The sequence below is a fragment of the Priestia sp. FSL R5-0597 genome (genome assembly GCF_038006305.1).
Classification (GTDB): Bacteria; Bacillota; Bacilli; order Bacillales; family Bacillaceae_H; genus Priestia; species Priestia zanthoxyli.
Window position 1 is genome coordinate 4674394 of the sequence record NZ_JBBOUZ010000001.1, and the last position, 25607, is coordinate 4700000.

At 40.3% G+C, this 25607-nt stretch carries 16 protein-coding genes, 20 tRNA genes, 2 rRNA genes and 1 riboswitch (1 of these 39 running past the window's edge); of the genes, 3 read left to right on the forward strand and 35 right to left on the reverse strand.

Annotation, left to right across the window (positions count from 1 at the left end; all coding sequences use genetic code 11):
- Nucleotides 1–11: 11 nt before the first annotated feature.
- Entirely contained in the window at nt 12–215 is a 204-nt protein-coding gene (locus MKX72_RS24640) for a hypothetical protein (protein WP_013059559.1), read from the forward strand.
- A gap of 29 nt (nt 216–244) precedes the next feature.
- Here MKX72_RS24640 and MKX72_RS24645 read toward each other — a convergent pair whose 3' ends face one another.
- From MKX72_RS24645 to MKX72_RS24680, 8 genes are all read right to left on the reverse strand, one after another.
- Nucleotides 245–1288, reverse strand: a complete 1044-nt coding sequence (locus MKX72_RS24645; RefSeq protein WP_013059560.1) for a ribonucleotide-diphosphate reductase subunit beta — start codon at nt 1286–1288, stop codon at nt 245–247.
- 16 nt (nt 1289–1304) lie between these two features.
- Nucleotides 1305–3548 carry a ribonucleoside-diphosphate reductase subunit alpha gene (locus MKX72_RS24650; RefSeq protein WP_033579581.1) on the reverse strand — a complete coding sequence of 748 codons (2244 nt, stop codon included), beginning with the start codon at nt 3546–3548 and terminating at the stop codon, nt 1305–1307.
- A 133-nt stretch (nt 3549–3681) separates the two neighbouring features.
- Nucleotides 3682–3867: riboswitch (cobalamin riboswitch) on the reverse strand.
- 278 nt (nt 3868–4145) lie between these two features.
- Complete coding sequence (gene menC / locus MKX72_RS24655) at nt 4146–5249, reverse strand: o-succinylbenzoate synthase (RefSeq protein ID WP_028411865.1); 1104 nt, start codon at nt 5247–5249, stop codon at nt 4146–4148.
- Between the two features lie 3 nt (nt 5250–5252).
- On the reverse strand, nt 5253–6716 hold the full coding sequence (locus tag MKX72_RS24660) for an o-succinylbenzoate--CoA ligase (protein ID WP_028411866.1): 1464 nt from the start codon (nt 6714–6716) through the stop codon (nt 5253–5255).
- An 82-nt stretch (nt 6717–6798) separates the two neighbouring features.
- On the reverse strand, nt 6799–7617 hold the full coding sequence (gene menB / locus MKX72_RS24665) for a 1,4-dihydroxy-2-naphthoyl-CoA synthase (RefSeq protein WP_013085280.1): 819 nt from the start codon (nt 7615–7617) through the stop codon (nt 6799–6801).
- A gap of 16 nt (nt 7618–7633) precedes the next feature.
- Nucleotides 7634–8443: a 2-succinyl-6-hydroxy-2,4-cyclohexadiene-1-carboxylate synthase gene (gene menH, locus MKX72_RS24670; RefSeq protein WP_028411867.1), complete on the reverse strand. Its 810-nt coding sequence runs from the start codon at nt 8441–8443 to the stop codon at nt 7634–7636.
- A gap of 3 nt (nt 8444–8446) precedes the next feature.
- Nucleotides 8447–10201, reverse strand: a complete 1755-nt coding sequence (menD, locus tag MKX72_RS24675) for a 2-succinyl-5-enolpyruvyl-6-hydroxy-3-cyclohexene-1-carboxylic-acid synthase (protein WP_033579580.1) — start codon at nt 10199–10201, stop codon at nt 8447–8449.
- Nucleotides 10188–11609 carry an isochorismate synthase gene (locus MKX72_RS24680; protein WP_033579579.1) on the reverse strand — a complete coding sequence of 474 codons (1422 nt, stop codon included), beginning with the start codon at nt 11607–11609 and terminating at the stop codon, nt 10188–10190. Before MKX72_RS24680 ends, menD begins: the two co-directional genes overlap by 14 nt.
- A gap of 353 nt (nt 11610–11962) precedes the next feature.
- On the opposite strand from MKX72_RS24680, the gene MKX72_RS24685 reads away from it, so the two are divergent.
- Complete coding sequence (locus tag MKX72_RS24685) at nt 11963–12715, forward strand: TraR/DksA C4-type zinc finger protein (RefSeq protein ID WP_013059568.1); 753 nt, start codon at nt 11963–11965, stop codon at nt 12713–12715.
- Nucleotides 12716–12809: 94 nt separating this feature from the next.
- A complete protein-coding gene (locus tag MKX72_RS24690; RefSeq protein ID WP_013059569.1) occupies nt 12810–13607 on the forward strand; it encodes a TIGR00266 family protein in 798 nt (265 codons plus the stop codon).
- Between the two features lie 38 nt (nt 13608–13645).
- Here MKX72_RS24690 and MKX72_RS24695 read toward each other — a convergent pair whose 3' ends face one another.
- The 27 genes from MKX72_RS24695 to MKX72_RS24825 form a co-directional block, all read right to left on the reverse strand.
- On the reverse strand, nt 13646–16057 hold the full coding sequence (locus MKX72_RS24695) for a glycogen/starch/alpha-glucan phosphorylase (RefSeq protein WP_028411871.1): 2412 nt from the start codon (nt 16055–16057) through the stop codon (nt 13646–13648).
- A gap of 13 nt (nt 16058–16070) precedes the next feature.
- Entirely contained in the window at nt 16071–17501 is a 1431-nt protein-coding gene (gene glgA / locus MKX72_RS24700) for a glycogen synthase GlgA (protein ID WP_033579578.1), read from the reverse strand.
- The gene (locus MKX72_RS24705) at nt 17498–18523 is read right to left on the reverse strand and encodes a glucose-1-phosphate adenylyltransferase family protein (RefSeq protein ID WP_025750736.1); all 1026 of its coding nucleotides are present in this window, start codon (nt 18521–18523) and stop codon (nt 17498–17500) included. Before MKX72_RS24705 ends, glgA begins: the two co-directional genes overlap by 4 nt.
- A 22-nt stretch (nt 18524–18545) precedes the next feature.
- Nucleotides 18546–19697 (reverse strand): glucose-1-phosphate adenylyltransferase, encoded by a 1152-nt coding sequence (locus MKX72_RS24710; protein WP_016765788.1) that lies wholly within the window; start codon nt 19695–19697, stop codon nt 18546–18548.
- Nucleotides 19648–21609, reverse strand: coding sequence for a 1,4-alpha-glucan branching protein GlgB (gene glgB / locus MKX72_RS24715; RefSeq protein WP_033579577.1), 1962 nt, complete (start codon nt 21607–21609; stop codon nt 19648–19650). The genes MKX72_RS24710 and glgB overlap by 50 nt, the downstream gene beginning before the upstream one ends.
- Before the next feature lie 294 nt (nt 21610–21903).
- Nucleotides 21904–21975, reverse strand: a tRNA-Glu gene (locus MKX72_RS24720).
- 20 nt (nt 21976–21995) lie between these two features.
- Nucleotides 21996–22086, reverse strand: a tRNA-Ser gene (locus MKX72_RS24725).
- Nucleotides 22087–22089: 3 nt separating this feature from the next.
- Nucleotides 22090–22164: transfer RNA gene (locus tag MKX72_RS24730), tRNA-Asn, on the reverse strand.
- A 3-nt stretch (nt 22165–22167) separates the two neighbouring features.
- A tRNA-Ile gene (locus MKX72_RS24735) sits at nt 22168–22244 on the reverse strand.
- A 6-nt stretch (nt 22245–22250) separates the two neighbouring features.
- Nucleotides 22251–22324, reverse strand: a tRNA-Gly gene (locus MKX72_RS24740).
- 11 nt (nt 22325–22335) lie between these two features.
- A tRNA-His gene (locus tag MKX72_RS24745) sits at nt 22336–22411 on the reverse strand.
- A gap of 10 nt (nt 22412–22421) precedes the next feature.
- Nucleotides 22422–22497 (reverse strand) — tRNA-Phe (locus MKX72_RS24750).
- Nucleotides 22498–22505: 8 nt separating this feature from the next.
- Nucleotides 22506–22581 (reverse strand) — tRNA-Asp (locus tag MKX72_RS24755).
- 4 nt (nt 22582–22585) lie between these two features.
- Nucleotides 22586–22662 (reverse strand) — tRNA-Met (locus MKX72_RS24760).
- A 25-nt stretch (nt 22663–22687) separates the two neighbouring features.
- Nucleotides 22688–22780, reverse strand: a tRNA-Ser gene (locus MKX72_RS24765).
- 27 nt (nt 22781–22807) lie between these two features.
- Nucleotides 22808–22884 (reverse strand) — tRNA-Met (locus MKX72_RS24770).
- A gap of 30 nt (nt 22885–22914) precedes the next feature.
- A tRNA-Ala gene (locus tag MKX72_RS24775) sits at nt 22915–22990 on the reverse strand.
- A gap of 5 nt (nt 22991–22995) precedes the next feature.
- A tRNA-Pro gene (locus tag MKX72_RS24780) sits at nt 22996–23072 on the reverse strand.
- Nucleotides 23073–23076: 4 nt separating this feature from the next.
- Nucleotides 23077–23153 (reverse strand) — tRNA-Arg (locus MKX72_RS24785).
- Nucleotides 23154–23162: 9 nt separating this feature from the next.
- Nucleotides 23163–23251 (reverse strand) — tRNA-Leu (locus tag MKX72_RS24790).
- Between the two features lie 14 nt (nt 23252–23265).
- A tRNA-Gly gene (locus tag MKX72_RS24795) sits at nt 23266–23340 on the reverse strand.
- Nucleotides 23341–23363: 23 nt separating this feature from the next.
- Nucleotides 23364–23445 (reverse strand) — tRNA-Leu (locus MKX72_RS24800).
- 14 nt (nt 23446–23459) lie between these two features.
- Nucleotides 23460–23535 (reverse strand) — tRNA-Lys (locus MKX72_RS24805).
- 8 nt (nt 23536–23543) lie between these two features.
- A tRNA-Thr gene (locus tag MKX72_RS24810) sits at nt 23544–23619 on the reverse strand.
- Nucleotides 23620–23648: 29 nt separating this feature from the next.
- A tRNA-Val gene (locus tag MKX72_RS24815) sits at nt 23649–23721 on the reverse strand.
- Nucleotides 23722–23730: 9 nt separating this feature from the next.
- Nucleotides 23731–23846 (reverse strand): 5S ribosomal RNA (rrf, locus tag MKX72_RS24820).
- A gap of 109 nt (nt 23847–23955) precedes the next feature.
- A 23S ribosomal RNA gene (locus MKX72_RS24825) occupies nt 23956–25607 on the reverse strand; it runs 1284 nt beyond the window's last position.

The window sequence follows — 25607 nt, forward strand, 5'->3', positions numbered from 1 at the left end:
AGGAGACTAGTATGAAGACTGAACAACTGATTCATTTTTTTAAAGAAGAAGCCATAAAAGCAAATGAACAAACCTTTCCAATCTATGTACAATCATTTACTCATTTATGGACATACAAATGGGGAACACTTGAAAACATTCCAGAAGAAATTGATGACTTAATTACCACACGTGCGTTAGAACTTGGACTTATTCACTTAAAAAAAGCTGACTAATCAATAAGGAAATTAGTCAGCTTTTGTGTTTATAGATCATCAAATCCATTTGCATCTGATGCTTTTGTATATTGTCGTGATTTCTGTTCAAAGAAATCGGTTTTCCCTAAATCTACCTCTTGATAAGCAATAATCCAACGAAGAGGATTTTCAATCGGTGCTTCTGGGAAAGCAGCTCGACCGAAGCCTAACTGATTACAGCGTTTATTCGCCATATATTCAATGTACTGCTGCAGTTCTTTCATCGTAATGCCGTCGAATTTTTCTCCAATAACAGATTCCGCCCATTCAATTTCAAGACGAGCTGCCTCTTGGAACGTTTCAACTACAAACGTTTCTAGCTCCTCCGTACGATAAGCTGGATTTTCATTTAGTACTTCCTTGAAAATCTTTTCAAATAACCCAACGTGAAGCTGTTCATCACGATTGATATAATTAATCATCGTAGATGTCGCCACCATCTTTTGATTTCTCGCAAGATTATAGAAGAACGCAAATCCGCTATAGAAGAAAAGTCCTTCTAAAATAACATCATATACCATAGACTTCAAAAAGTTTTCAACCGTTGCTTCTTCGCTAAATGCTTTATATCCGTTTGTAATAAAGTCATTTCGTGCGCGAAGCTTTTCGTCTGTACGCCAGTATTCAAATACTTCATCTTGTTTTCCTTTTGGTACAAGACTTGATAAAACATATGAATACGAATGATTATGAACCACTTCTTGCTGCGCTAAAATAATCATTAGAGCGTTAATCGAAGAATCGGTTACATAGTCAGCTACTTTGCTAGCATAATCTGATTGAATACTGTCCAGTAGCGCCAGCAGGCCAATAATTTTTAGAAAGCTCTCTTGTTCGTCAGCGGTTAACTGAGGGAACTGTTTAATATCTTGACCCATATTAATTTCAAACGGCGTCCAGAAATTAGCTAGCATACGCTTGTATTTAGGGAACGCCCATGAAAATCGGACGTCATCCCAGTTTAGAATATTGGAGCTCTTGCCGTTGATGATTCCTGTCGAACGGTTCGGAGCTGTTTCGTTCATTAATTCTCGTTTTAACATGCTTGTCATCAATTATTCACTCCTTTTAACTATGACAGCTTTCACATTCTTCAATGACTTCACTTGATGTTGAACGTACGTAATAGGTCGTTTTTAATTTTTCTTTCCATGCCGTCATATGAAGATCCAGCAGCTCTTTTGCTCGGATATCATTTTGTACATATAAATTGAATGAAATAGATTGATCAATATGACGCTGGCGCTTGGCGTTTTGCTTAATGCTCCAGTGCTGATCAATTAAATAAACGGACTTATAATACCAGTTTGTTGCTGGCGATAAATCTGGTGCCGTCACTGGGATTTTATAGTTTTTCTTTTCCTCTGAATAAAACTTACGGAAAATCGGATCAATACTTGCCGTAGAACCCGCGATAATAGATGTTGATGAATTAGGTGCTACAGCCATTAAATATCCATTTCTTATCCCATTGCTTTGAACTTCGCTACGCAGTTCACTCCACGCTTCGCTCGTGTATTCACGTGTTTCAAAATAAGCGCCTGACTCAAAATCTGAGCCTTTAAATAATGGATATGCGCCTTTTTCTTTAGCTAAGTTCATGCTTGCCTGCACGGTTAAGTAAGAAATTTGTTCATACAATTCATCGCAATATGCTACCGCTTCATCTGTCTCCCATGCTATTTTCTTTAAGGCAAGCAAATGGTTCCAGCCAAATGTGCCAAGCCCTACTGCGCGGTACTTTTGATTCGTTAGCTTTGCTTGAAGTACCGGCAAATCATTTAACTCAATAACATTATCAAGCATGCGTACTTGAATTGGAATTAAACGTTCAAGTACATCTTCAGTTACGGCTCTCGCTAAGTTAATAGAAGAAAGATTACATACAACAAAATCGCCCGGATTCTTTGTAATAATAATTTTTCCGTCTTCCGTAATTTCCTCTGTTACGACCGTTGTACTTTGGTTTTGCGTGATTTCTGTACATAAGTTACTGCAGTAAATCATGCCCGCGTGTCGGTTTTGATTAGCTCGGTTAACCGTATCACGATAGAACATATAAGGAGTTCCGGTTTCAAGCTGCGAAAGCATAATGCGCTTGAAGATCTCAATAGCAGGCACTGTTTCTCTTGAAAGCTGTTCATTGTTTACACACTCAGCGTAACGAGTGCGGAACGAACCGCTGCCTTCTTCTTCATCATAAAAATCTTCTAACGAGTAGCCCATCAGCGTACGAACTTCGTGAGGATCGAATAAGTGCCAGTCTTCACGTGCTTCTACTTTTTCCATAAACAAATCTGGCAAACATACGCCAGTGAATAAATCATGCGTGCGCTGGCGTTCATCACCATTGTTCAAACGCGCGTCTAAGAATGAAAAAATGTCTTTATGCCAAACGTCTAAATATACGGCAATAGCTCCTTGTCGTTGACCTAGCTGATCGACACTTACAGCCGTATTATTTAGCTGTTTCATCCATGGAATTGTTCCTGATGATACGCCTTTAAAACCTTTTATATCACTTCCTCGGCTTCTAATATGACCGAGGTAGACACCAATTCCGCCTCCATTTTTACTAAGCGTGGCCAAATCTGTATTGCTATCATAAATACCGCGTAAGCTGTCATCAATCGTATCAATAAAGCAGCTAGATAGCTGTCCGTAGCTCTTTCCTGCGTTTGAGAGTGTTGGTGTGGCAACCGTCATATATAGACTAGAAAGCGCCCAGTACGCTTCTTTTACTAATGCTGTTCGATTTTCTTTCTTTTCTTGAGACATCAGCGTCATAGCAATGATAAGAAAACGTTCTTGCGGTAATTCGTATACACGCTTATCATGTGATGTCGCTAAATAGCGATCTGCTAATGTCAGCAATCCAATGTATGTAAATAAACGATCGCGTTCAGGAATAATGACTGAAGCAATTTCATTAATTTCTTCTTCTGTATATGTTTTTAATAGCTGTTTATTATAAATGCCGATTTTTGTTAGTTCTTGAATAAGCTCATAAAACGAACCGTACTTCTCTTTTTTATCATAACCTCGGTTGTCCGCTGCTTTTCGATATAGTTCGTTTAAGTAGACGTCTGCCGCCACGTACGTCCAATCTGGTTCTTCCATTGAAATACGCTCTAGGGCTGCCAAAATTAGTACGTTTGCAACCTTTTCGTCCGTCATATTTTCCTTTACTGTAACAGTTTGAATAACCTTTTCCTCATACAAAGAAAAATCAAGCTGCGTAAATTCTTTTTTTAAACGTTCAATATATGCAGTTAATTCATGTAGAATTGTAGGCTTTAATGTATTCACCATAAATATGGCTCCTCTCTTCACTTCAAAATAAAAAATCGCTCACCGTACCTCGGTGAGCGAATAGAACGAAGATAGAAGAAGACACTAAGTCTTTTCTCAATCCTCGCTCTACCCTCTCACCTCCCGAAGAAGATAAAACGACATAAAAAAGGCAGGTCTCCTGACTTATGCTTCTTTTTACTTTAAGGCCTTCCCATGATGTTTACTCACAGTGGATCTCCTTATTTCATCAGCATTCACAGTTGCGGGGACAGCTTTGGATTTTCACCAAATTCCCTTTTAAGTCTTTTTATCAGACACCTTTTTCACTGGAAAACACAAAATATAGTATTTTATTATTGTTTAACAAACAACATATTGTGTTATGTTATAAACACATTATATAGGACAACTTAGAAAACTATCAACCTATTTTCAAAAATAATTTTGTTTTTTACGATAAAATCCTTCGACTTTTTTCATCAAACTACTCCATCATAACATGTTTTGACACGCTTGATGGAACAATGTGCTCTTTTTAAAAAATTTGTCCTATTTTTCTACTAAACATTGCCAACATCAATAAAAAAACCGTTTTTCATAAAAAACGGTTTTTAATTATTTGTATTCTTTTTCAAATGCTGTGATTGTTTTGATAAACTTTTTATCAATATCGTATCCGATCCCCGGTTTTTCCTTCACCTTTATTACTCCGGCTTCTACCTCTACTTCGGGCTTAATAATATCTTTTTCCCAATAGCGAGACGACGCAGAAATGTCACCTGGTATCGTGAAAGAAGGCAGTGTGGCAAGGGCGATGTTATGAGCTCGTGAAATCCCGGCTTCTAACATTCCGCCAACCCAAAGCCTTACACCATGTAGGGCGCATAAATCATGAATTTTTTTTGCTACAGACATTCCGCCAACTCGACCGATTTTCACATTGATAATCTTGCAGCTTTTTTGTTCGATTGCATGACGTGCATCTTCATAGCTCACAATACTTTCATCTAAGCAAATCGGCGTCTTCATTTGCTTTTGTAATAATCGATGATCAAGGATATCATCCGAACTTAACGGCTGTTCGATCATCATTAAATTCAATTCATCTAGTTTTTTCAATGAATCACTATCGCTTAACGTATAGGCTGAATTGGCATCAGCCATAAGAGGAATGCTTGGAAATTCATCTCGAATTTGTTTCAGTAGCTCATAGTCAGCGCCTGGCTTAATTTTCACTTTAAAGCGCTTATAACCATCTTTCATATAAGTCTTTATTTGTTCTTTCATGATGGAAATATCATTTAAGCCAACTACCACTCCAGCTTCTACAGCAGGCCTTATTCCGCCAATTACTTCAGCTAAGGGCTTATTTTGGCGCTTTGCATACAAATCCCATACAGCACAGTCCAAAGCTGCTTTAGCCATGTTGTTCCGCTTTAGAGGTTTGAATAACTTTTGAACATCCTCTGGTTTTTGAAGCTGCTGGTGAAGAAGCGAAGGAATTAAAAAATCGTCTAACATATGAAAACATGTCTGAATCGTTTCTTCCGTATACCAAGGAGATGAAAAAGCAACGACTTCTCCCCATCCTGTAAATCCTTTTTCATCTTCTACTTCAAGCAAAATCAATTCTCGATCCTGGACCGTACCATAGCTTGTTGAAAAAGGAGAAAGAAGCTTCATGTCAATTTTATAAAGATGTACTTTTTTGATAATCATCGATTAAATTCCTTTCTGTATGAACGATGATAGCTTCCGGCGTATGATTTTATTAGAGGCCGTTCGCGGCAGCTCCTCTACTCGAACGAAATACTTTGGAAGTTTGTACTTTGCTAAAAATTGTTGAATGTGTAAAGATAACTCTTCATCTGAAACGTCTTCGTTTATAACAATGCATGCTGCAGGAACTTGTCCCCATTTTCCATCGGCTACTCCCGTTACACCGGCCTCTTTAACAGCGGGATGCTTCAACAAAACATTTTCAATTTCAGCTGGATATACATTTTCTCCACCTGAAATAATAAGGTCCGAACGTCTGTCTAATACATATAGAAAACCTTCTTCATCCACTTTCCCGATATCTCCTGTATAGAACCAGCCTTGTTGAAGGGCTTTTTTAGTAGCTTCAGGTTTATTTAAATATCCTTTTGTAACATTTGGACCTTTAACAATGATTTCTCCTGCTTCACGTGTTTCATTTCCATTCTCATCTACAATTTTCATTGCACACGGAAATAATGGTTTACCTGCTGATCCCAGTTTTCGCAAACTATCTTCAGGTGAAAGCGTAACGAACTGTGAAGATGTTTCTGTCATTCCATACGTTTGATAAACAGGAATTTCTTTATTCACACAAGCCTCTAAAATAGTAAGCGGTGCGGGTCCTCCTCCTAAAAGCATACAGCGAAATGTATTTGGGTATTTACGTTCAGCTAATTCATCCAGCATATTCGATAGCATGGAAGTGACAACCGAAATAATTGTTACTCCTTTGTTTTCAATGGCTTCATTCACCGCTCTTGCTTCAAATCGTTCTTCTAAAATGATTTTCATTCCGTAAAAGACGCTCCGCATTAAAATGGATAATCCGCTAATATGAAACAAAGGAACCGCTATAAGCCAGCAGTCTTTTTCATTTAATCCTAAATTAAGCGCTGAACCAATGGAACTCCACCAGTGATTTCCATATGTCTGCAGCACTCCTTTTGGATTACCTGTTGTTCCAGACGTATACATAATGGTGAACGTCTCCTCGAGATTCCACGTTTTCTGAAAATACGTTTCTGTTTCTGGAGAACTTTTTAAAGAAGATAAAGGAAGCTGAGTAATGGAACTTTGGAACTCTCTCGTTAAAAATGCTTCATCCGTAATAAGCAACGACACGTTTGCATCTGTTAGCTGATAATTGATTTCTTCATTTGTCAAACGCGTATTGACGAGCAGCACCCGAGCGCCAATATAAGAAACCGCATGTAAAATCTCAATAAACTCCACGCTGTTTTTCATGCATAAAGCAATGGTATCACCTTGCTTTACACCGTTAAACGAAAGCTGCTGCGCTACTTTTTGAACACGCTTATGAAGCTCTTGAAAAGTAAGCGACGTTTGCAGTGTTTCTACCGCCACTCGGTTTGGCGTCAAATATGCTCTTTGCATAAGCCCATTAGGAATCGTTTGGCCACTCATAAATTTCTCTCCTTTTTATACTAATTAACTAAATCAAATTGAAAAAACAGCCTGATGATAATCACCAAGCTGTTTCAGCTGTTTAAGGGAAACGTGGGAACTGTTGGAAGTCTGGATTGCGTTTTTCCTTAAATGCATCGCGACCTTCTTTTGCCTCGTCCGTTGTGTAATAAAGAAGCGTTGCGTCACCCGCAAATTGCTGGATACCAGCTAAGCCGTCCGTATCAGCATTAAATGCTGCTTTTAAGAAACGAAGAGCGGTTGGACTTTTTTCTAACATCTCTTCACACCATTGAATTGTTTCAGCTTCAAGCTGCTCTAATGGAACGACCGTGTTTACTAATCCCATGTCTAGTGCTTCTTGAGCGTTGTACTGACGGCATAAGAACCAGATCTCACGTGCTTTCTTATGGCCTACGATGCGAGCTAAGTAACCAGAGCCATATCCTGCATCGAAGCTTCCAACTTTAGGACCTGTTTGTCCAAAGACTGCGTTATCCGCTGCAATTGTTAAGTCACATACAACGTGAAGAACGTGGCCTCCACCAATTGCATAGCCTGATACCATTGCAACAACCGGCTTTGGAATTACGCGAATTAAACGCTGTAAATCTAGAACGTTTAGACGTGGAATTTCATCTTCTCCTACATAGCCGCCGTGACCGCGAACTCTTTGGTCTCCGCCTGAGCAAAATGCTTTATCCCCAGCACCTGCTAATACAATTACTCCAACGCTTGCATCGTCACGAGCATAAGCAAATGCATCGATCAATTCCATTACTGTTTTTGGACGGAATGCATTGTGCACTTCCGGACGGTTAATCGTAATTTTAGCGATTCCGTTATATGTTTCGTATAAAATGTCTTCATATTGACGTACTGATGTCCATTCAACTGTCATCTTTATTTCCTCCTAATTATGTAGTAGCTAAGAACTCACTTACTATTCTACCAAAAATCTCGGGTTGTTCCACGTGAATTGCATGGCCTGTCCCTAAAATAATTTTAGAAGTAGCATTTGGTATTAATGTTTGCATTTCTTTGGAAATTAAACAAAACTTTTGATCTACTTCTCCTGTAATAAGCAAAACCGGCATCAACAGATCGTCCAGCTTCTCCCAAAGGGACGGCTGGACTCCTGTTCCCATTCCTTTCAAACTGTTGGAAAGGCCGATTTCTGTATGCGAAAGTCTTTCTTGACGCACCGCTTCTTGAACATAGCTAGGCAATTGCTTTTGAGAACGAAAAAGAGGGATTTCCTCCCAAAAGTTCACAAATTCTTCAATTCCATTTTTCACAATGCGGCTCGCCAGCTGCTCATCTTTTTCTTTTCTTAGCTTTTGTTCTTCTCGCGTTTTTAAACCAGGCGATGCGCTTTCTAATACCAACTTTTTCACAAGGTGTGGATATCGCTGAGCAAATGAGAGAGCAAGCCTTCCTCCCATCGAATATCCAATTACATTCACCTGTGATAGAGATAGCTGTTGAAGCAGCTCATGCAGTGCTTCAACAACTGCTTCCATTGAATATGGTTTGATTTCTTTCGGAGCTGCTGATTGGCCATGACCAATAATATCAACAGCAATCACTTGATAGTCTTTAACGAATTTCTTCATAAAGGTACGCCAGGTTTGAGAAGAACCGGTAAAGCCGTGAAGAAGCAGCAGCGGCTCTCCTTTTCCCTCGGTGTGCACATAGTAAGATACACCATTTAATTGATACATCATTGCTTATTCCTCACCGTTTGACAAATTTATTTCCTCGGAAACAAGTTTCCACAAACTGCGATGAGTCTCTACATTTTCTGTACGAGTTGTGCGAATCTCTACAACATGTAACCCGCCTTTTGTGAAAGCATGGTTCATTGCATGTCGAAATTCTTCCCAGCTGCTTGCTGAAGAAAATGTGCCATCATACAGACGAGTGGCATGCTCAAAATTCAATCCAGTTGGCGTACCGAATAAAAATTCAAAGTGCTTTTCTTGTTTTGACTGCGGTAAAAATGAAAAAATTCCTCCGCCGTCATTGTTAACTAGCACAACGGTTAAATTTAAATTATGCATCTTAGCTGCCAGCAGACCATTTAAATCGTGATAAAAAGATAGGTCACCAATAAATAAAACGGTGTGATCGTAAGCCGTGCTTACGCCTAGAGCAGACGAAACCACACCATCAATTCCATTTGCTCCTCGGTTTACAAAAAGTGGAATATCTTTCTCCGTATTTAAGAAGAAAGAATCAATATCTCGAACAGGCATTGAATTTCCAACAAACAAAGCCGTGCCTTCAGGTACTACATCCACAATTTCTTGAACTACTTGTCCTTCGAACCATTCCTGGCCAGAAGTTAATGTTTTGAGAGCCTGTGCAGTTTGAGCATTAATCTTTTTCCATAGACTCAGCCATGAAGTAGACTCCTCTTGATTCGCTGAAAGGCGCTTGATCAGTTCTTCACAAAATAATGTTTCATTGGCTTCAATCATCACTGTTGAACGCAAAGTAGGATCTCTCCAGCCTTTACCTTGGTCAACTACAAACATTTCTTTCGGCTCGTGTGCTTTTAAAAATTGCAATAGCGGTTTCGATACCGGCATCGCGCCAAAACGAATGACAACTTCGGGGTAAAAACGCTCATCAACCTTATCACTTTTTAAAAATGTATCATATGTCTCTATTACATTTTCTTTTGAATGCTTGCCGCTTCTTAATTGTGATAACGGATCTGCGAGCACCGGAAAGCTTAAAGCGTCAGCTAAACGGCATACGCTGTCTACTGCTTTTAAAGACATTTGATCTCCGCATATAATAAGTCCTTTTGTTGTTCCCTCTAGGCGCTTCGCAATTTCTTCGAATCCTTTTTCAGATAGAGATGCTTCTCCATGAATAGCAGCCACATATGATTTACCGCGTTTCCCCTGACTCCATAAATCTTCAATAGACAAATCTGGTACAATCGGTTCACGTAAAGGTACGTTAATGTGTACAGGACCGCTCGGTATAGCTTGAGCTGTATGAACAGCCCTTGAAGCTACTGTTCGAATATAACGATTCATATCTGCACTTTCTTCTGGTAAAGCTGTATCTACAAACCACTTCGCATACTGACCGAAAAGATGATTCTGATTAATTGCCTGCGGGGCACCTATATCCCTTAACTCGTGCGGCCGATCGGCTGTGATAACGACTAAAGGAATGCGTGAGTAGTGAGCTTCAATTACTGCAGGATAATAATTCGCTGCAGCTGTTCCAGATGTACATACAAGCGCCACTGGTTTTTTCTTTGCTTTTGCTATTCCTAGAGCAAAAAAACCGGCAGAACGTTCATCAATGTTTAAGTGCACATGAATATCAGGGTGCTCAGCCATAAGCATCGCAATAGGCGTTGAACGTGACCCTGGACTGACCACTACTTCTTCAACATTTGCTTCTACTAATTCATCCACGAATGACGCAATATACGTTGTTAATGATTTAATGTGTTCCACGCATAATCCCTCCTAAAGCTGAAAGCATCGGGTTGAATTTAATTTTTGTTTCTTCATATTCACTTTCAGGCGTAGAATCTGCTACAATTCCACAGCCCGCAAATAAAACAGCTTCTTTTTGCTGAATAACAGCCGAGCGGATTCCTACTATAAATTCACCGTTTCCATTGATATCCATCCATCCTAAAGGAGCTGCGTACCACCCTCGGTCAAAGGATTCTAGCTTTCGAATAATAGGCAAGGCCTCCTGTTGAGGATATCCTCCTAACGCTGGTGTTGGATGGAGCTTTTGAATAAATGAAAATAGCGTCACATCTTCCTTTATACGCCCTTTCACAGGTGTATACAAATGTTGAATATGCTTTGTTTTATATAAACTTGGCTTACTTGGAATTTCTACTTCATAACAATAAGAATTCATCGCTTCTTTAATCATATGAACAACAACATCGTGCTCAATTAAGTTCTTAGGATCCTGAAGCAATTCCTCACCTAGTTCGTGATCTTCCTGCCTTGTCTTTCCTCTTGGAATCGAACCCGCTAAACAAGTGGAAAACACGTAATCTCCTTGTTTTTGTACTAGTCTTTCTGGGGAAGCGCCGATAAAATGCTGATGCTCTCCCTCTAAAATATATGTGTAGCTAGTTGGCTGTTCCTTTAACAGACGCTGAAGCGCGTATTCAGTAGAAATATCTTCATTAAATTTTACTTTTAATTGGCGAGCAAGAACCACTTTCTCTATAACCTGTTGCTTAATTAAAGTAGTAGCTCTTTCAATATTTCCTTTAAATTTCTCTACCCCAATTTCTTCTTTTTCCAACAGCAAAGGTGAAATATGAGATTCCCCGTCGTACTCTTCACAAAGAACAAGTTTTTGGACCTCTTCGAAATAATTGATGTGCTCTTTTACAGAATCTTGTCCTTTAACCATCATATTAACGGTAAGATATCCTTCTTTATTTACCTGGGTATATAACACAGTTGGAATCATAAATTTTGAACTCGGGAAATCACTCCAATAGTTTTCTCGATACTGATTTGGATCAAATGAAAATCCTCCAAATAAAAGAGGACCTGTCCCATCAGGGAAAATTTGGTTATTTTTATAAAAGTCTTCTTTTATAAAGCGCTTCCATTCATTTTCAATGTGGAAATAACGTTCTTTTGCCGCATTGGTGCAAATAGTATGCGCATATCCTAATCCAACAAATGTATAATAACTGTTGGGATCTTTCCAAAAAAAGCGTTCTTTATAAAACTGGTCATGTCCGTTCGCATAAAAAATAAGGGGGTCAATAGGTCTTACTTTTTTCACTAAACTGACCAATTTTGGCTGATTTTCATTTTTTGCACACTCAATCGCATCTTTAATGTATTCTTGTACTAACTGTTCGGTCGTTGCAATCACACTACGTCCCCCCGTTCATCTTTTTTTCTTAAGTCTGTAACTAACTTATTATAAACTTTCAGTTCAAAAAAATCTAGCATCGCGATTCATGAGCAAAAATTAATTTCGCTTGTCTAAATTACGCCTTTTCAGTAAACCAATAAAAAAATCTTTATGATCTATTTAGTACTCTTTAGCCCTCAAGAACGTTATTTTTATCATACCCTTTTCTATAACCTTTACCTTTCTTTAATTTTCCACTGCATTTCTCTCTTAGCTTCATGAATACCCCAAATCCTCCTAATATGAATCGTGTTTTTTTGAATTTTTAACACATACTACAAAAGCACACTAAATTTTTAAGGGGGAGCTTCATGACACTTTCAAAACAAGAAATCAGTCAGTTAAAACAAAATTTACAGCAGCAGCAGGCTGATATTCAATCGCACTTTGATCAAAATGATCATTTTGGTCTAACTCGAAGCGACGCTCACGATGCTGTAGGAGAACTTTCAAGCTACGATAACCACCCTGGTGACACAGCCACAGAAACATACGAGCGTGAAAAAGACCTTGCACTAAATGAACATGCAAAACAAGAGCTACATGAAATAGAAGAAGCACTGCAGGCAATCGCTCACAGCACGTATGGAACATGCAAAGTATGTGGAGCAGATATCTCGTTTGAAAGACTTCAGGCTGTACCAACTACTTTATACTGTAGAGAACATAGCCCATCACAGGATATTCCAAAGCACAGACCTGTAGAAGAAAATGTTCTCCATCACCCATTTGGTCAATACGACTATGACGATACCGAGACGACAGGATACGACGCAGAAGATTCTTGGCAAGACGTTGCGCGTTACGGGACGTCTGAATCTCCTTCTGATTTTATAGAAGATACGTCTAACTATAGTGAAACCTATATTGAGGCGGATGAAGCTATTGGGTACGTTGAAGATTATGAAAACTTTGCCGCTACCGATTTATATGGACAGCCTCTTCCTATTTACCCTTCAAAAGAGCATGAGCGATATGAAAATGCACTGGATGAAGAAGGTACGATGACCATATTTGGAGATTTACCGGCCTATGAGAAAGATCCATACACTGAAAAGGAGTAGTTCTTCATACTACTCTTTTTTCTATTTTTAGTAGGAGCTATGGGAGATGACATCGAATGAATAGGAGATTAGAATTAATAATGAGGTGAACATAATGAATGCACATGAAATTGATTATAAATTGTATGGAGATGACATGCAGTTTGTTGAAATTGAATTAGATCCTTCAGAAAGTGTGATAGCAGAAGCTGGAGGAATGATGATGATGGAAGATGATATTGAGATGGAAACCATTTTTGGTGACGGTTCTTCCTCCAACAGCAGCGGACTTTTTAATAAACTAAAAGGTGCTGGGAAACGCGTATTAACTGGTGAAAGTTTATTTATGACGGTATATACAAATAACGGATATCACAAGCGAAAAGTATCTTTCGCTTCACCTTTTCCAGGTAAGATTATTCCTGTCGATTTAGAGCAGCTCGATCATAAAATTATTTGTCAAAAAAGCTCCTTTTTATGCGCTGCCAAAGGCGTATCCGTTGGTATTGACTTTCAAAAAAAACTAGGAACTGGCTTCTTTGGCGGTGAAGGTTTTATTATGCAAAAATTAGAAGGCAATGGTCTCGCATTTTTGCATGCAGGCGGCACCATTCATAAGAGACAGCTGCAGCCGGGTGAACGCCTTCGTGTGGATACTGGCTGTTTAGTGGCCATGACCCGTGATGTAAATTACAACATCGAATATGTAGGGAAAATTAAAACAGCTCTGTTTGGAGGAGAAGGCATGTTTTTTGCTACTCTGTCAGGACCGGGAACAGTTTGGATTCAATCTCTTCCTTTTAGTCGACTAGCCGATCGCGTTTTATCAAGTGCAGTTTCACCAACGGGAGGTAAAGGTGAAGGCAGTATCCTTGGTTCTTTAGGTGATTTCTTAAACGGTGACAACAGATAAAATAAAAAAGGTGTAGTCGTTGACTACACCTTTTTTATTTATTGATTTAATAAATTTTTAGTGGAATGAATTCCCCAAATATCAGATGCATATTCCTCAATCGTTCGGTCACTAGAAAAAAAGCCGGAATGTGCAATGTTCGTCGCACTCATTTGAAGCCATTTATTTTCATTTCCATAAGCTTCGTTTACTTTTTGCTGTGCCGTAACGTATGAGTCAAAGTCACGGAGTACGTAGTATTCATCATTTTGCATTAATAATGAATCATATATAGGCTCGAATAAGTCATATGTGTCAGGTAAGAAGCCGTTTGTGAGCTGCTCGAGCACTTGTCGAATCCGCTTATCATGATGGTAATAATCATAGGCACGGTATCCTCCATTTTGCTGATAGCTCAATACTTCTTCGGCTTTTAACCCAAAAATAAAGACATTATCTTTTCCTACTGCCTCGCTAATTTCGACGTTCGCTCCGTCCATCGTACCAAGAGTTAACGCTCCGTTCATCATGAATTTCATATTTCCCGTTCCCGAAGCTTCTTTGCTGGCGGTTGAAATCTGTTCGCTGACATCCGCTGCAGGAAAGATATACTCAGCAAGTGACACTCGATAGTTTTCTAAAAAAACGACTTTTAAAAACGGTGATGTTTGTGGATCATGATTGACAACATCAGCTACAGAATTAATTAGCTTGATGACTTTTTTTGCATAATAATAGCCGGGAGAAGCTTTCGCACCAAAAATAAATGTACGAGGCACGATTTGAAAATTAGGGTCTTCTTTTAATCGATTGTACAAATACATAATGTGCAGTACATTTAAAAGCTGTCTTTTATAAGCATGAAGCCTTTTAACCTGTACATCAAAAATAGAATGTGAATCTATTTTAATTCCCGTTTGCTCTTGAATAATATCGGCAAGCAGCTTTTTACGCTGTTGTTTTACTGTTTTTAGTCCTTGTAAAAAGCTTGGATCTTCCACATACTCTTGGAGCTTTATAAGAGAATGCGGCTGTTTAATCCATTTATCTCCTATCACCTCGGTAATAAGAGAGGAAAGCTGCGGGTTAGCTTTTAACAACCAGCGCCGGTGGGTAATTCCATTCGTTTTATTGTTAAATTTAGCAGGATAAAACTGATAAAAATCTTTCATTTCTCGTTCTTTTAAAATATCAGTATGAATCTTTGCCACGCCGTTTACTTTATAACTTCCCACAATTGCTAAATGAGCCATCTTTACTAGCCCGTGCGCTAAAATAGCCATATTTTCAATCCGCTGCCAGTCTCCTGGATATGCTTCCCATAATTCTTTACAAAAGCGCTCATTAATTTCTTCAATAATCATATACACTCGTGGAAGCAAGGGTTGAAATAAATCAATCGGCCATTTCTCAAGGGCTTCAGAAAGAGTCGTATGGTTTGTGTATGAAATGGTATTGGACGTAATATGCCATGCATCTTCCCATTCCATTTTTTCTTCATCCAGTAAAATTCTCATTAGCTCAGGAATCGCAAGTACAGGATGCGTATCGTTAATATGAATGGCTACTTTTTCGTGAAAGTTTGTAAGTGTTTGATAGGTATTTCGATGTGCTCTGATAATACTTTGTAAGCTAGCTGACACAAGAAAATATTGCTGTTTCAACCTTAATATTTTACCATCTTCATGTGTATCATCCGGATATAAAAATTCTGATACAGCCTCTGTTTGACGCTTATACTCCATCACATCTTTATGTACTGGAAATGATGAAGGCTCCGCATTCCAAAGGCGAAGTGTATTCACTGTATCTGTTTTATACCCGATAACCGGGATGTCATAAGGAACAGCAGAGACGGGTTCTCCTTTTACATGACGAAAAGAGAATGTTCCGTCTTCCTGTACCATTTCAACTTCGCCCCAAAAGTTCACTTCGATTGCTTGATCTAATTTGCGTACTTCCCATGAATTCCCATGCCTTAACCATTGTTCTGGGAGCTCAATTTGAAAGCCGTTTACAATCTTTTGATCAAACAAACCGTGTTTATAGCGAATCCCATAACCGTGACCAGGAAGATTAAGTGAAGCAAGAGAATCTAAAAAACAAGCAGCAAGCCTGCCTAATCCCCCGTTTCCTAATCCTGCGTCTACTTCGATTTCCTCAATATTTTCAAGTGAAATATTCAGATCACTTAATCCTTCTTTTACAACTTCCCGAATTCCTAAGTTCAACAGATTTTGACCCAACAGTCTGCCTAATAAAAATTCGATAGAAAGATAATACACTTGCTTTGTATGTGAAGACCTATGAATTTCATTGGTTGAAATCCAATCGCTGCTAATATACTCTCGCACCATATTTCCTAATGTATGATAGTGATCTTGAACAGTAGATTCTTTAAAGCTCTTTCCATATGTCATTTCCAGCTTTTTTAAAAAAGCCTCTTGAAAGCTTTTTTTATCAGAGAACAATCTGCTCACCCTTTCACGATGGAGTAGATGTCAAATTTGAATACAATTGATTATATTTAAATGCCGATTGCCCCCAGCTATAATCCTGACTCATAGCATCCATCATTAATTTTTTCCATACATCTTTCTGGTGATAAAATGAAACAGCTCTTTCTAACGTATGAAGCATGTCATGAGCATTATAATTCTTAAAAGAGAAGCCATTTCCCTCTCCGCTATATTCATTATAAGCTTTAACCGTGTCATTCAGGCCGCCCGTTTCACGCACGACTGGAATGGTTCCATACTTTAAGGCTATTAATTGTCCGAGTCCGCAAGGCTCAAAACGGGAAGGCATTAAAAATAAATCCGTACCGGCATAAACTTTATGAGCAAGTTCCTCATTAAAACCAATAATGGCTTTTACTTGTTGCGGGTACGTATCTTCCATCTCACGGAAAAACTGCTCAAACTCGTGTTCGCCAGTTCCTAAAATAACAATTTGGGCTCCTAAGTTAACCGTCTCATGGAAAACGTGCTTGACTAAATCCAATCCCTTCTGCTGGGTTAACCTTGTAACCATCGAAATAATTGGAACATCCTTATTTTCCTCTAATTCAAGATAGCGCTGGAGCTCTTTTTTATTTTTATATTTTCCTTCAATCTCTTCTACAGAATAAGGATAAGATATAAGCTGATCTGCGTCTGGGCTATAAGCTTCTTCATCGATTCCATTTACAATCCCAATTAAATCTTGATTTCGCTGACGCAATAATCCATCTAAACTTTCTCCGTAATAGGGCATTTGAATTTCATCTCGATATGTAGGACTTACCGTGGTAATTTTATCAGCTGATACAAGAGCCGCTTTCATAAAATTAATATTCCCATAAAACTCGAGCTGGCTTGTAGTAAAATAATAATCATTTAAATTTAATAGCTCATATAAATTGCTTTTAGGGAAAATTCCTTGGAATTGCAAGTTATGAATCGTAAAGACCGTCTGGATATGATCATACATATCATAATTAGCACGAAGTAAAAATGGAATCATAGCCGTATGCCAGTCGTGACAATGAATGATATCAGGCTCATTCTCTAAAAATGGGATAGCTTCAAGCACAGCTCTGCTGAAGAAAGCAAATCGTTCAGCGTCATCGTAGTGCCCATATAAGCTATCTCTTTTAAAATAATATTCATTATCAATGAAAATATATTTAACGCCATCCATTGTTAACGATTCAATCCCACAGTACTGTCTTCTCCACCCAACCTGCACATGAATAACTTTTTCAAGCACCATTTCATCTTGATAATGTTGAGGAATGGTTCCGTACTTTGGCATGACTACACATACGTTCGTTCCTAACTTTTTTAATTCTTTAGGCAGGGCACCTGCTACGTCTGCTAATCCTCCTGTTTTAATAAAAGGTACACATTCTGATACAGCAAATAATACATTCACGACTTCATCAACGCTCCTTGAGTTGTTCCTTTAGCAATGACTCTAGGTAGACCTGACTCACCTAGCAACGTTTCATTACTTCCTATTTTCACATCTTTGTCTAAAACAACATTTTCTAATACACTATTTTCTAAAATAACGCCTTTTTGCATCACAATGCTATTCTTAACGACCGTACCTTTTCCAATTTTAACGCCTCGGAAGATAATACTATTTTCCACATGTCCTTCAATCACGCACCCGTTTGCGATCATTGAGTTTTTCACAACCGCTTTTTTTGCGTAACGAGTAGGCGGTTCATCTTTTACTTTAGTGAAAACAGGACGTTCGTTGATAAATAACTGCTTCCAAACATCTGGAGATAAAATTTCCATACTTGTTTTATAGTAGGCATCTAAGCTAGAAATCTCAGCCGTATATCCGTGGTGTTCGTACTTTTCTACACGATGAGATTGTGCCATATATCGAACCATTTCTTTAATCGTATAAAAATCATGCGATTCATTTTGCAAAATATTAACTAGAATAGATTTATTAATAATATACATATTAAGCGATTTATCACCCTGCTTCATTTCAGTAATATCTGCATTTGAAGCAATATGACGCTGCAGCACGTGCTCAAAGTCAACTGTACATATCGTATAACTATTAGCAATTAATACGTATTCCTGCTTACTTCTTAAGAAATAATCAATATGATAACGGAACTGCGTGAATAGTGATGGACTCTCTAAGTGTAAATCACTTGTCATAGGAGGGAAGATAAACAATCCATCTCGCTTCCGATCCAAATCCCATTCTTTTCCTGAACCTATATGATCCATCAATGCGCGATAGCGATCACGAGGAAAAATGGCAACGCTCGAAATTCCAGAGTTCACCATATTAGAAAGCGTAAAATCGATTAATCGATAGCGCCCTGCAAAAGGAATGGCAGCAATCGATCTATAAAAGGTTAAAGGCTGCAGCGCTGTTGTGTTTGTACAAGCATCAATAATACCAAGCATTTGATTATTCAATGTCGTTCATCCTCTCTGTTCGTTAAATGCATTTAGCAACTGATTCAATCAATTCTTGAGTAACAAGAATTACTTCTTCGCTTCCTTTGGTCGGTCGAATGATAGTACCGTCTGGAACTTCAATGTCCGATGGAACAATTGCGTTTTCAATATATACGTTAGAGCCTATCTTTGCAGTAGGCATGACAACCGTTTTCTTAACTTCAGAACCTGAACCGATTTGTACACCTGGAAATAACACGGACTGCTCTACGTTTCCTTCGACAACGCACCCTTCATTTACTAATGACTCCACCACGCAGGCGTTTGGCGCAATATATTGAGGAGGCTGATTAGGGTTAACAGAGTATACTTTCCATGAAGAGTCAAATAAATTAAGCTCGTCTTTATCACATAACAAATCCATATTCGCTTCCCATAAGCTTTTTACAGTTCCTACATCTTTCCAATAACCTTGGAATGGATATGCAATTAGCTTTTTCTTTTCATCTAGTAAAAGCGGAATAACATCTTTACCAAAATCATGGCTTGAGTATGGATTGCGTGCATCCATTTCTAAATATTCTTTTAAAATACTCCATTTAAAAATATAAATCCCCATAGAAGCTAGATTATTTTTAGGACGCTGTGGCTTTTCATCGAACTCCATTACATCTAGGTCACTATTTGTATTTAAAATACCAAAACGGCTCGCTTCTTCCCAAGGTACTTCAATAACAGAAATCGTTACATCTGCTTCTTTGTTTATATGATAATCAAGCATATTTTCATAGTTCATTTTATAAATGTGATCACCTGATAGAATCAGTACGTACTCAGGATCATATTGTGTCAAATAGTTTAAATTTTCATAAATAGCGCTAGCCGTGCCTTTATACCACTTTACTCCATCTGACTCCGCGTATGGAGGCAATACTGTGACGCCACCATTCCGTCGGTCCAAATCCCAAGCGCTTCCAATTCCAATGTATGAATTGAGAACTAGCGGTTGATATTGTGTTAATACACCCACTGTTTCAATACCTGAATTTGTACAATTACTTAAAGCAAAATCAATAATTCGATACTTACCACCAAATGGTACAGCTGGCTTTGCTAGATTTTTTGTAAGCGAACTTAGCCGACTACCTTTTCCTCCTGCCAATAACATCGCTACGCATTTCTTTTTTAACATGTTGTTTTCTCTCCCCTCGTTTTCTCTTTGCTCGTAGTATACTAATGCCAAACGGCGGAATATTCATTTCAATGCAAAAAGGTTGACCGTGAAACGATTCATCCACTGATTTTAATGCCTTTTTATTTACAATGCCTGAACCGCCGTACACTTCGTCATCACTGTTAATAACTTCAATGTACTCTGTCTCAACTGGAACTCCAACTTTGTAAGAATGATATGGATGCTCAGAAAAATTGCTAACAACTATAAAAATCTCCTGATTTTCTTTCGACTTGCGAATAAAGGAGAAAATTTGTTGATGATGATTGTTAACATCAATCCATTCAAATCCATCTGGATTATGGTCTAATTCATATAAAGGCTTGCTTCTTTTATAAATCTTGATGAGATCCTTCATATATCCGTTAAGATTGCGATGCATGTCAAAGTCATAAAGCATCCAGTCTAACTCTTCTAAATCTTTCCACTCATCAAATTGGCCAAACTCTCCGCCCATAAATAAAAGCTTTTTTCCAGGGTGTGCAAAGAAATATCCATATAGCAGTCGAAGCTGTGCAAACTTGCGCCAGTAATCACCTGGCATCTTATTAAGCAATGATTTTTTCCCATGTACGACTTCATCATGAGAAAGCGGCAAAATAAAGTTTTCGTTAAACGCATACATTAGTGAAAAGGTCATTTTATCGTGAAGATAGGGACGTCTTTCCACTCCAGCTTCCATGTACGTTAAAACGTCATTCATCCATCCCATGTTCCACTTATAATTAAAGCCTAAACCGCCCTCATACGTAGGTGCTGTAACAAGGGGCCAATCCGTTGAATCTTCTGCCATCATTAATATCGTTTCATCAGATTTAAAAACAGCTTCATTCAATTTTTTTAAGAAGCTGACAGCTCCATCATTTACTGCTTTTCCAGAAGAATTTTGCCAATAAAGCATATTAGCTACAGCATCTACTCGAAATCCATCTATGTGGAAGTACTCCAACCAAAACAAAGCGTTCGAAATGAGAAAACTTTGTACTTCAGGCTTGCCTAAATCGAAATTAGCTGTTCCCCAAACATAGTTTTCACGGTCGGGTTCTTTTTTGTATTCATAAGTAGGTTCTCCATCGAACATATACAGACCATGTTCATCCTTACAAAAATGCCCGGGTACCCAGTCTAAAAGAACGCCTATATTATTTTGATGACACTCATCTATAAAGTTCATCAACTCTTTAGGTGTACCGTATCGACTGGTAGCAGAATAGTATCCAGTTCCTTGATATCCCCAGGATCGGTCGAGCGGATGCTCAATGACTGGTAATAACTCAATATGTGTAAAACCTTGTTCAGCAATATAAGGAATAAGCTCCTGTGCTAATTCACTGTATGTATAAAGGCTGCCATCTTCATGAGTCCTCCAAGACCCTGCATGCAGCTCGTAAATACACAGTGGTCTTTCATATATATTTTGCTGTTTTTTCTTTCTACGCCAATATTGGTCGTTCCATTTGTACCCATCCAATGAGTAAACAATAGACGCAGTGTTTGGACGCACTTCACTGAAGAAAGCGTATGGATCTGCTTTTAATTTTTTTTGATTGCTTTGTGTGATGATTTCATATTTATAAATAGTCCCTTGTTCTAATTCAGGGATAAATGTCATCCAAATACCTTCTTCATTAACTTTAACCATTGAATGTTGAAAACCGTTCCATTTATTAAAATCACCTACAACGCTTACACCCTTTGCATGAGGTGCCCACACGCAAAATCGTACGCCTTCAATTCCTTCTACCGTTACCTGATGCGCACCGAAAATAGAGTAACTGCGAAATAAGTTTCCTTCGTGATACAAATGAACATCAAATTCAGTAGGCTGAACCGCTAGATTCACTTTTGCCACCCCTTTAACTTCAAACATAATATACGCACATAATATACGCTTCTTACCACTCATTCCCTTTTATAGTAAAAACATAAACCTTTTCTACAAATATAATAGAATAAATGTTCTTTAAAATTACTCTTTATTCCATACTCTTCATACTTTATTACTTTATGAATAATTCCATATGATATAGGGAAAATCCTGCTTAAAACTTACTTTTTATTCTGAAAATTCATGGTAATTATTCCTAACTATTATTCCTGTTTACTTAATCTTTAAAAAAGCGCAAATAAAAAAAGGTTTGCATATATGCAAACCTTTTTAAGATGACCCGTACGGGATTCGAACCCGTGTTACCGCCGTGAAAGGGCGGTGTCTTAACCGCTTGACCAACGGGCCATATTTAAATTTAAAACGACTGGCGGAGAAGGAGGGATTTGAACCCTCGCGCCGCTTACACGACCTACACCCTTAGCAGGGGCGCCTCTTCAGCCACTTGAGTACTTCTCCGTATGGCTCCACAGGTAGGACTCGAACCTACGACCGATCGGTTAACAGCCGATAGCTCTACCACTGAGCTACTGTGGAATATGGTGGGCCTAAGTGGACTCGAACCACCGACCTCACGCTTATCAGGCGTGCGCTCTAACCAGCTGAGCTATAGGCCCATTATTTGGAGCGGGTGATGAGAATCGAACTCACGACATCAGCTTGGAAGGCTGAGGTTTTACCACTAAACTACACCCGCGTTACTTAAGATGGGGCGACTGATGGGAATCGAACCCACGAATGCCGGAACCACAATCCGGTGCGTTAACCACTTCGCCACAATCGCCGTCTTAAAATGGTGGCTCGGGACGGAATCGAACCGCCGACACAAGGATTTTCAGTCCTTTGCTCTACCAACTGAGCTACCGAGCCAAACAAAATGGCGGTCCCGACGGGAATCGAACCCGCGATCTCCTGCGTGACAGGCAGGCATGTTAACCGCTACACCACGGGACCACTTTGGTTGCGGGGACAGGATTTGAACCTGCGACCTTCGGGTTATGAGCCCGACGAGCTACCGAACTGCTCCACCCCGCGATGATATGAATATGATATAAATAAATGGCGGAGGAAGAGGGATTCGAACCCCCGCGGGCTTTAACACCCCTGTCGGTTTTCAAGACCGATCCCTTCAGCCGGACTTGGGTATTCCTCCGTATATTTATAACAAATGTAACTTATATGGTAGCGGCGGAGGGAGTCGAACCCACGACCTCACGGGTATGAACCGTACGCTCTAGCCAGCTGAGCTACACCGCCATATTATTCGTTACAATTATTTAATTTCATTGGTGGAGCCTAGCGGGATCGAACCGCTGACCTCCTGCGTGCAAGGCAGGCGCTCTCCCAGCTGAGCTAAGGCCCCATAAATGGTCGGGAAGACAGGATTCGAACCTGCGACCCCTTGGTCCCAAACCAAGTGCTCTACCAAGCTGAGCTACTTCCCGTTTATGGCGCGCCCGAGAGGAGTCGAACCCCTAACCTTTTGATCCGTAGTCAAACGCTCTATCCAATTGAGCTACGGGCGCTTATTAAAATGGTGCCGAGGGCCGGACTTGAACCGGCACGGTAGTCACCTACCGCAGGATTTTAAGTCCTGTGTGTCTGCCAATTCCACCACCCCGGCAGGACTTATATATGTGGAGCGGAAGACGAGGTTCGAACTCGCGACCCCCACCTTGGCAAGGTGGTGTTCTACCACTGAACTACTTCCGCACATATATGAAATTAAGTAAAGATGCGGGTGAAGGGACTTGAACCCCCACGTCGTAAGACACTAGATCCTAAGTCTAGCGCGTCTGCCAATTCCGCCACACCCGCGTGTGAATATTAAATGGTGAGCCATGAAGGACTCGAACCTTCGACCCTCTGATTAAAAGTCAGATGCTCTACCAACTGAGCTAATGGCTCGAAAAAAATGGTGCCGGCAAGAGGACTTGAACCCCCAACCTACTGATTACAAGTCAGTTGCTCTACCAATTGAGCTACACCGGCGTGCAATCTCTGACTTAAATAGTCGATGATGGAGGATGACGGGATCGAACCGCCGACCCCCTGCTTGTAAGGCAGGTGCTCTCCCAGCTGAGCTAATCCTCCGATATAAAAGCCTGGCAACGTCCTACTCTCACAGGGACAAAGTCCCAACTACCATTGGCGCTAAAGAGCTTAACTTCCGTGTTCGGTATGGGAACGGGTGTGACCTCTTCGCTATCGCCACCAGACATATTATATTATACACTATTATATAAAGAAAGCAATACTTTTTTTCGAAAGATTTATTCTTTCAAAACTAGATAACAGTTTGCTGAGTAAAGCTTACACTTTTAAAGTTTGGTTAAGTCCTCGATCGATTAGTATCAGTCAGCTACACATGTCGCCACGCTTCCACCTCTGACCTATCAACCTGATCATCTTTCAGGGATCTTACTAGCTTGCGCTATGGGAAATCTCATCTTGAGGGGGGCTTCATGCTTAGATGCTTTCAGCACTTATCCCGTCCACACATAGCTACCCAGCGATGCCTTTGGCAAGACAACTGGTACACCAGCGGTGTGTCCATCCCGGTCCTCTCGTACTAAGGACAGCTCCTCTCAAATTTCCTACGCCCACGACGGATAGGGACCGAACTGTCTCACGACGTTCTGAACCCAGCTCGCGTACCGCTTTAATGGGCGAACAGCCCAACCCTTGGGACCGACTACAGCCCCAGGATGCGATGAGCCGACATCGAGGTGCCAAACCTCCCCGTCGATGTGGACTCTTGGGGGAGATAAGCCTGTTATCCCCGGGGTAGCTTTTATCCGTTGAGCGATGGCCCTTCCATGCGGAACCACCGGATCACTAAGCCCGACTTTCGTCCCTGCTCGACTTGTAGGTCTCGCAGTCAAGCTCCCTTGTGCCTTTACACTCTACGAATGATTTCCAACCATTCTGAGGGAACCTTTGGGCGCCTCCGTTACATTTTAGGAGGCGACCGCCCCAGTCAAACTGCCCACCTGACACTGTCTCCCGGCCCGATCAGGGCCGCGGGTTAGAATTTCAATACAGCCAGGGTAGTATCCCACCGACGCCTCCACCGAAGCTAGCGCTCCGGCTTCTCAGGCTCCTACCTATCCTGTACAAGCTGTACCAAAATTCAATATCAGGCTACAGTAAAGCTCCACGGGGTCTTTCCGTCCTGTCGCGGGTAACCTGCATCTTCACAGGTACTATAATTTCACCGAGTCTCTCGTTGAGACAGTGCCCAGATCGTTACGCCTTTCGTGCGGGTCGGAACTTACCCGACAAGGAATTTCGCTACCTTAGGACCGTTATAGTTACGGCCGCCGTTTACTGGGGCTTCGATTCAGAGCTTCTCCCAAAGGATAACCCCTCCTCTTAACCTTCCAGCACCGGGCAGGCGTCAGCCCCTATACTTCGCCTTGCGGCTTCGCAGAGACCTGTGTTTTTGCTAAACAGTCGCCTGGGCCTATTCACTGCGGCTCTCTCGGGCTATACACCCTACCAGAGCACCCCTTCTCCCGAAGTTACGGGGTCATTTTGCCGAGTTCCTTAACGAGAGTTCTCTCGATCACCTTAGGATTCTCTCCTCGCCTACCTGTGTCGGTTTGCGGTACGGGCACCTCCCGCCTCGCTAGAGGCTTTTCTTGGCAGTGTGGAATCAGGAACTTCGGTACTATAATTCCCTCGTCATCACAGCTCAGCCTTTATGATGAGCGGATTTGCCTACTCATCAGCCTAACTGCTTGAACGCGCATATCCAGCAGCGCGCTTACCCTATCCTACTGCGTCCCCCCATTACTCAAACGGCGGGGAGGTGGTACAGGAATATCAACCTGTTGGCCATCGCCTACGCTTTTCAGCCTCGGCTTAGGTCCCGACTAACCCTGAGCGGACGAGCCTTCCTCAGGAAACCTTAGGCATTCGGTGGACAAGATTCTCACTTGTCTTTCGCTACTCATACCGGCATTCTCACTTCTAAG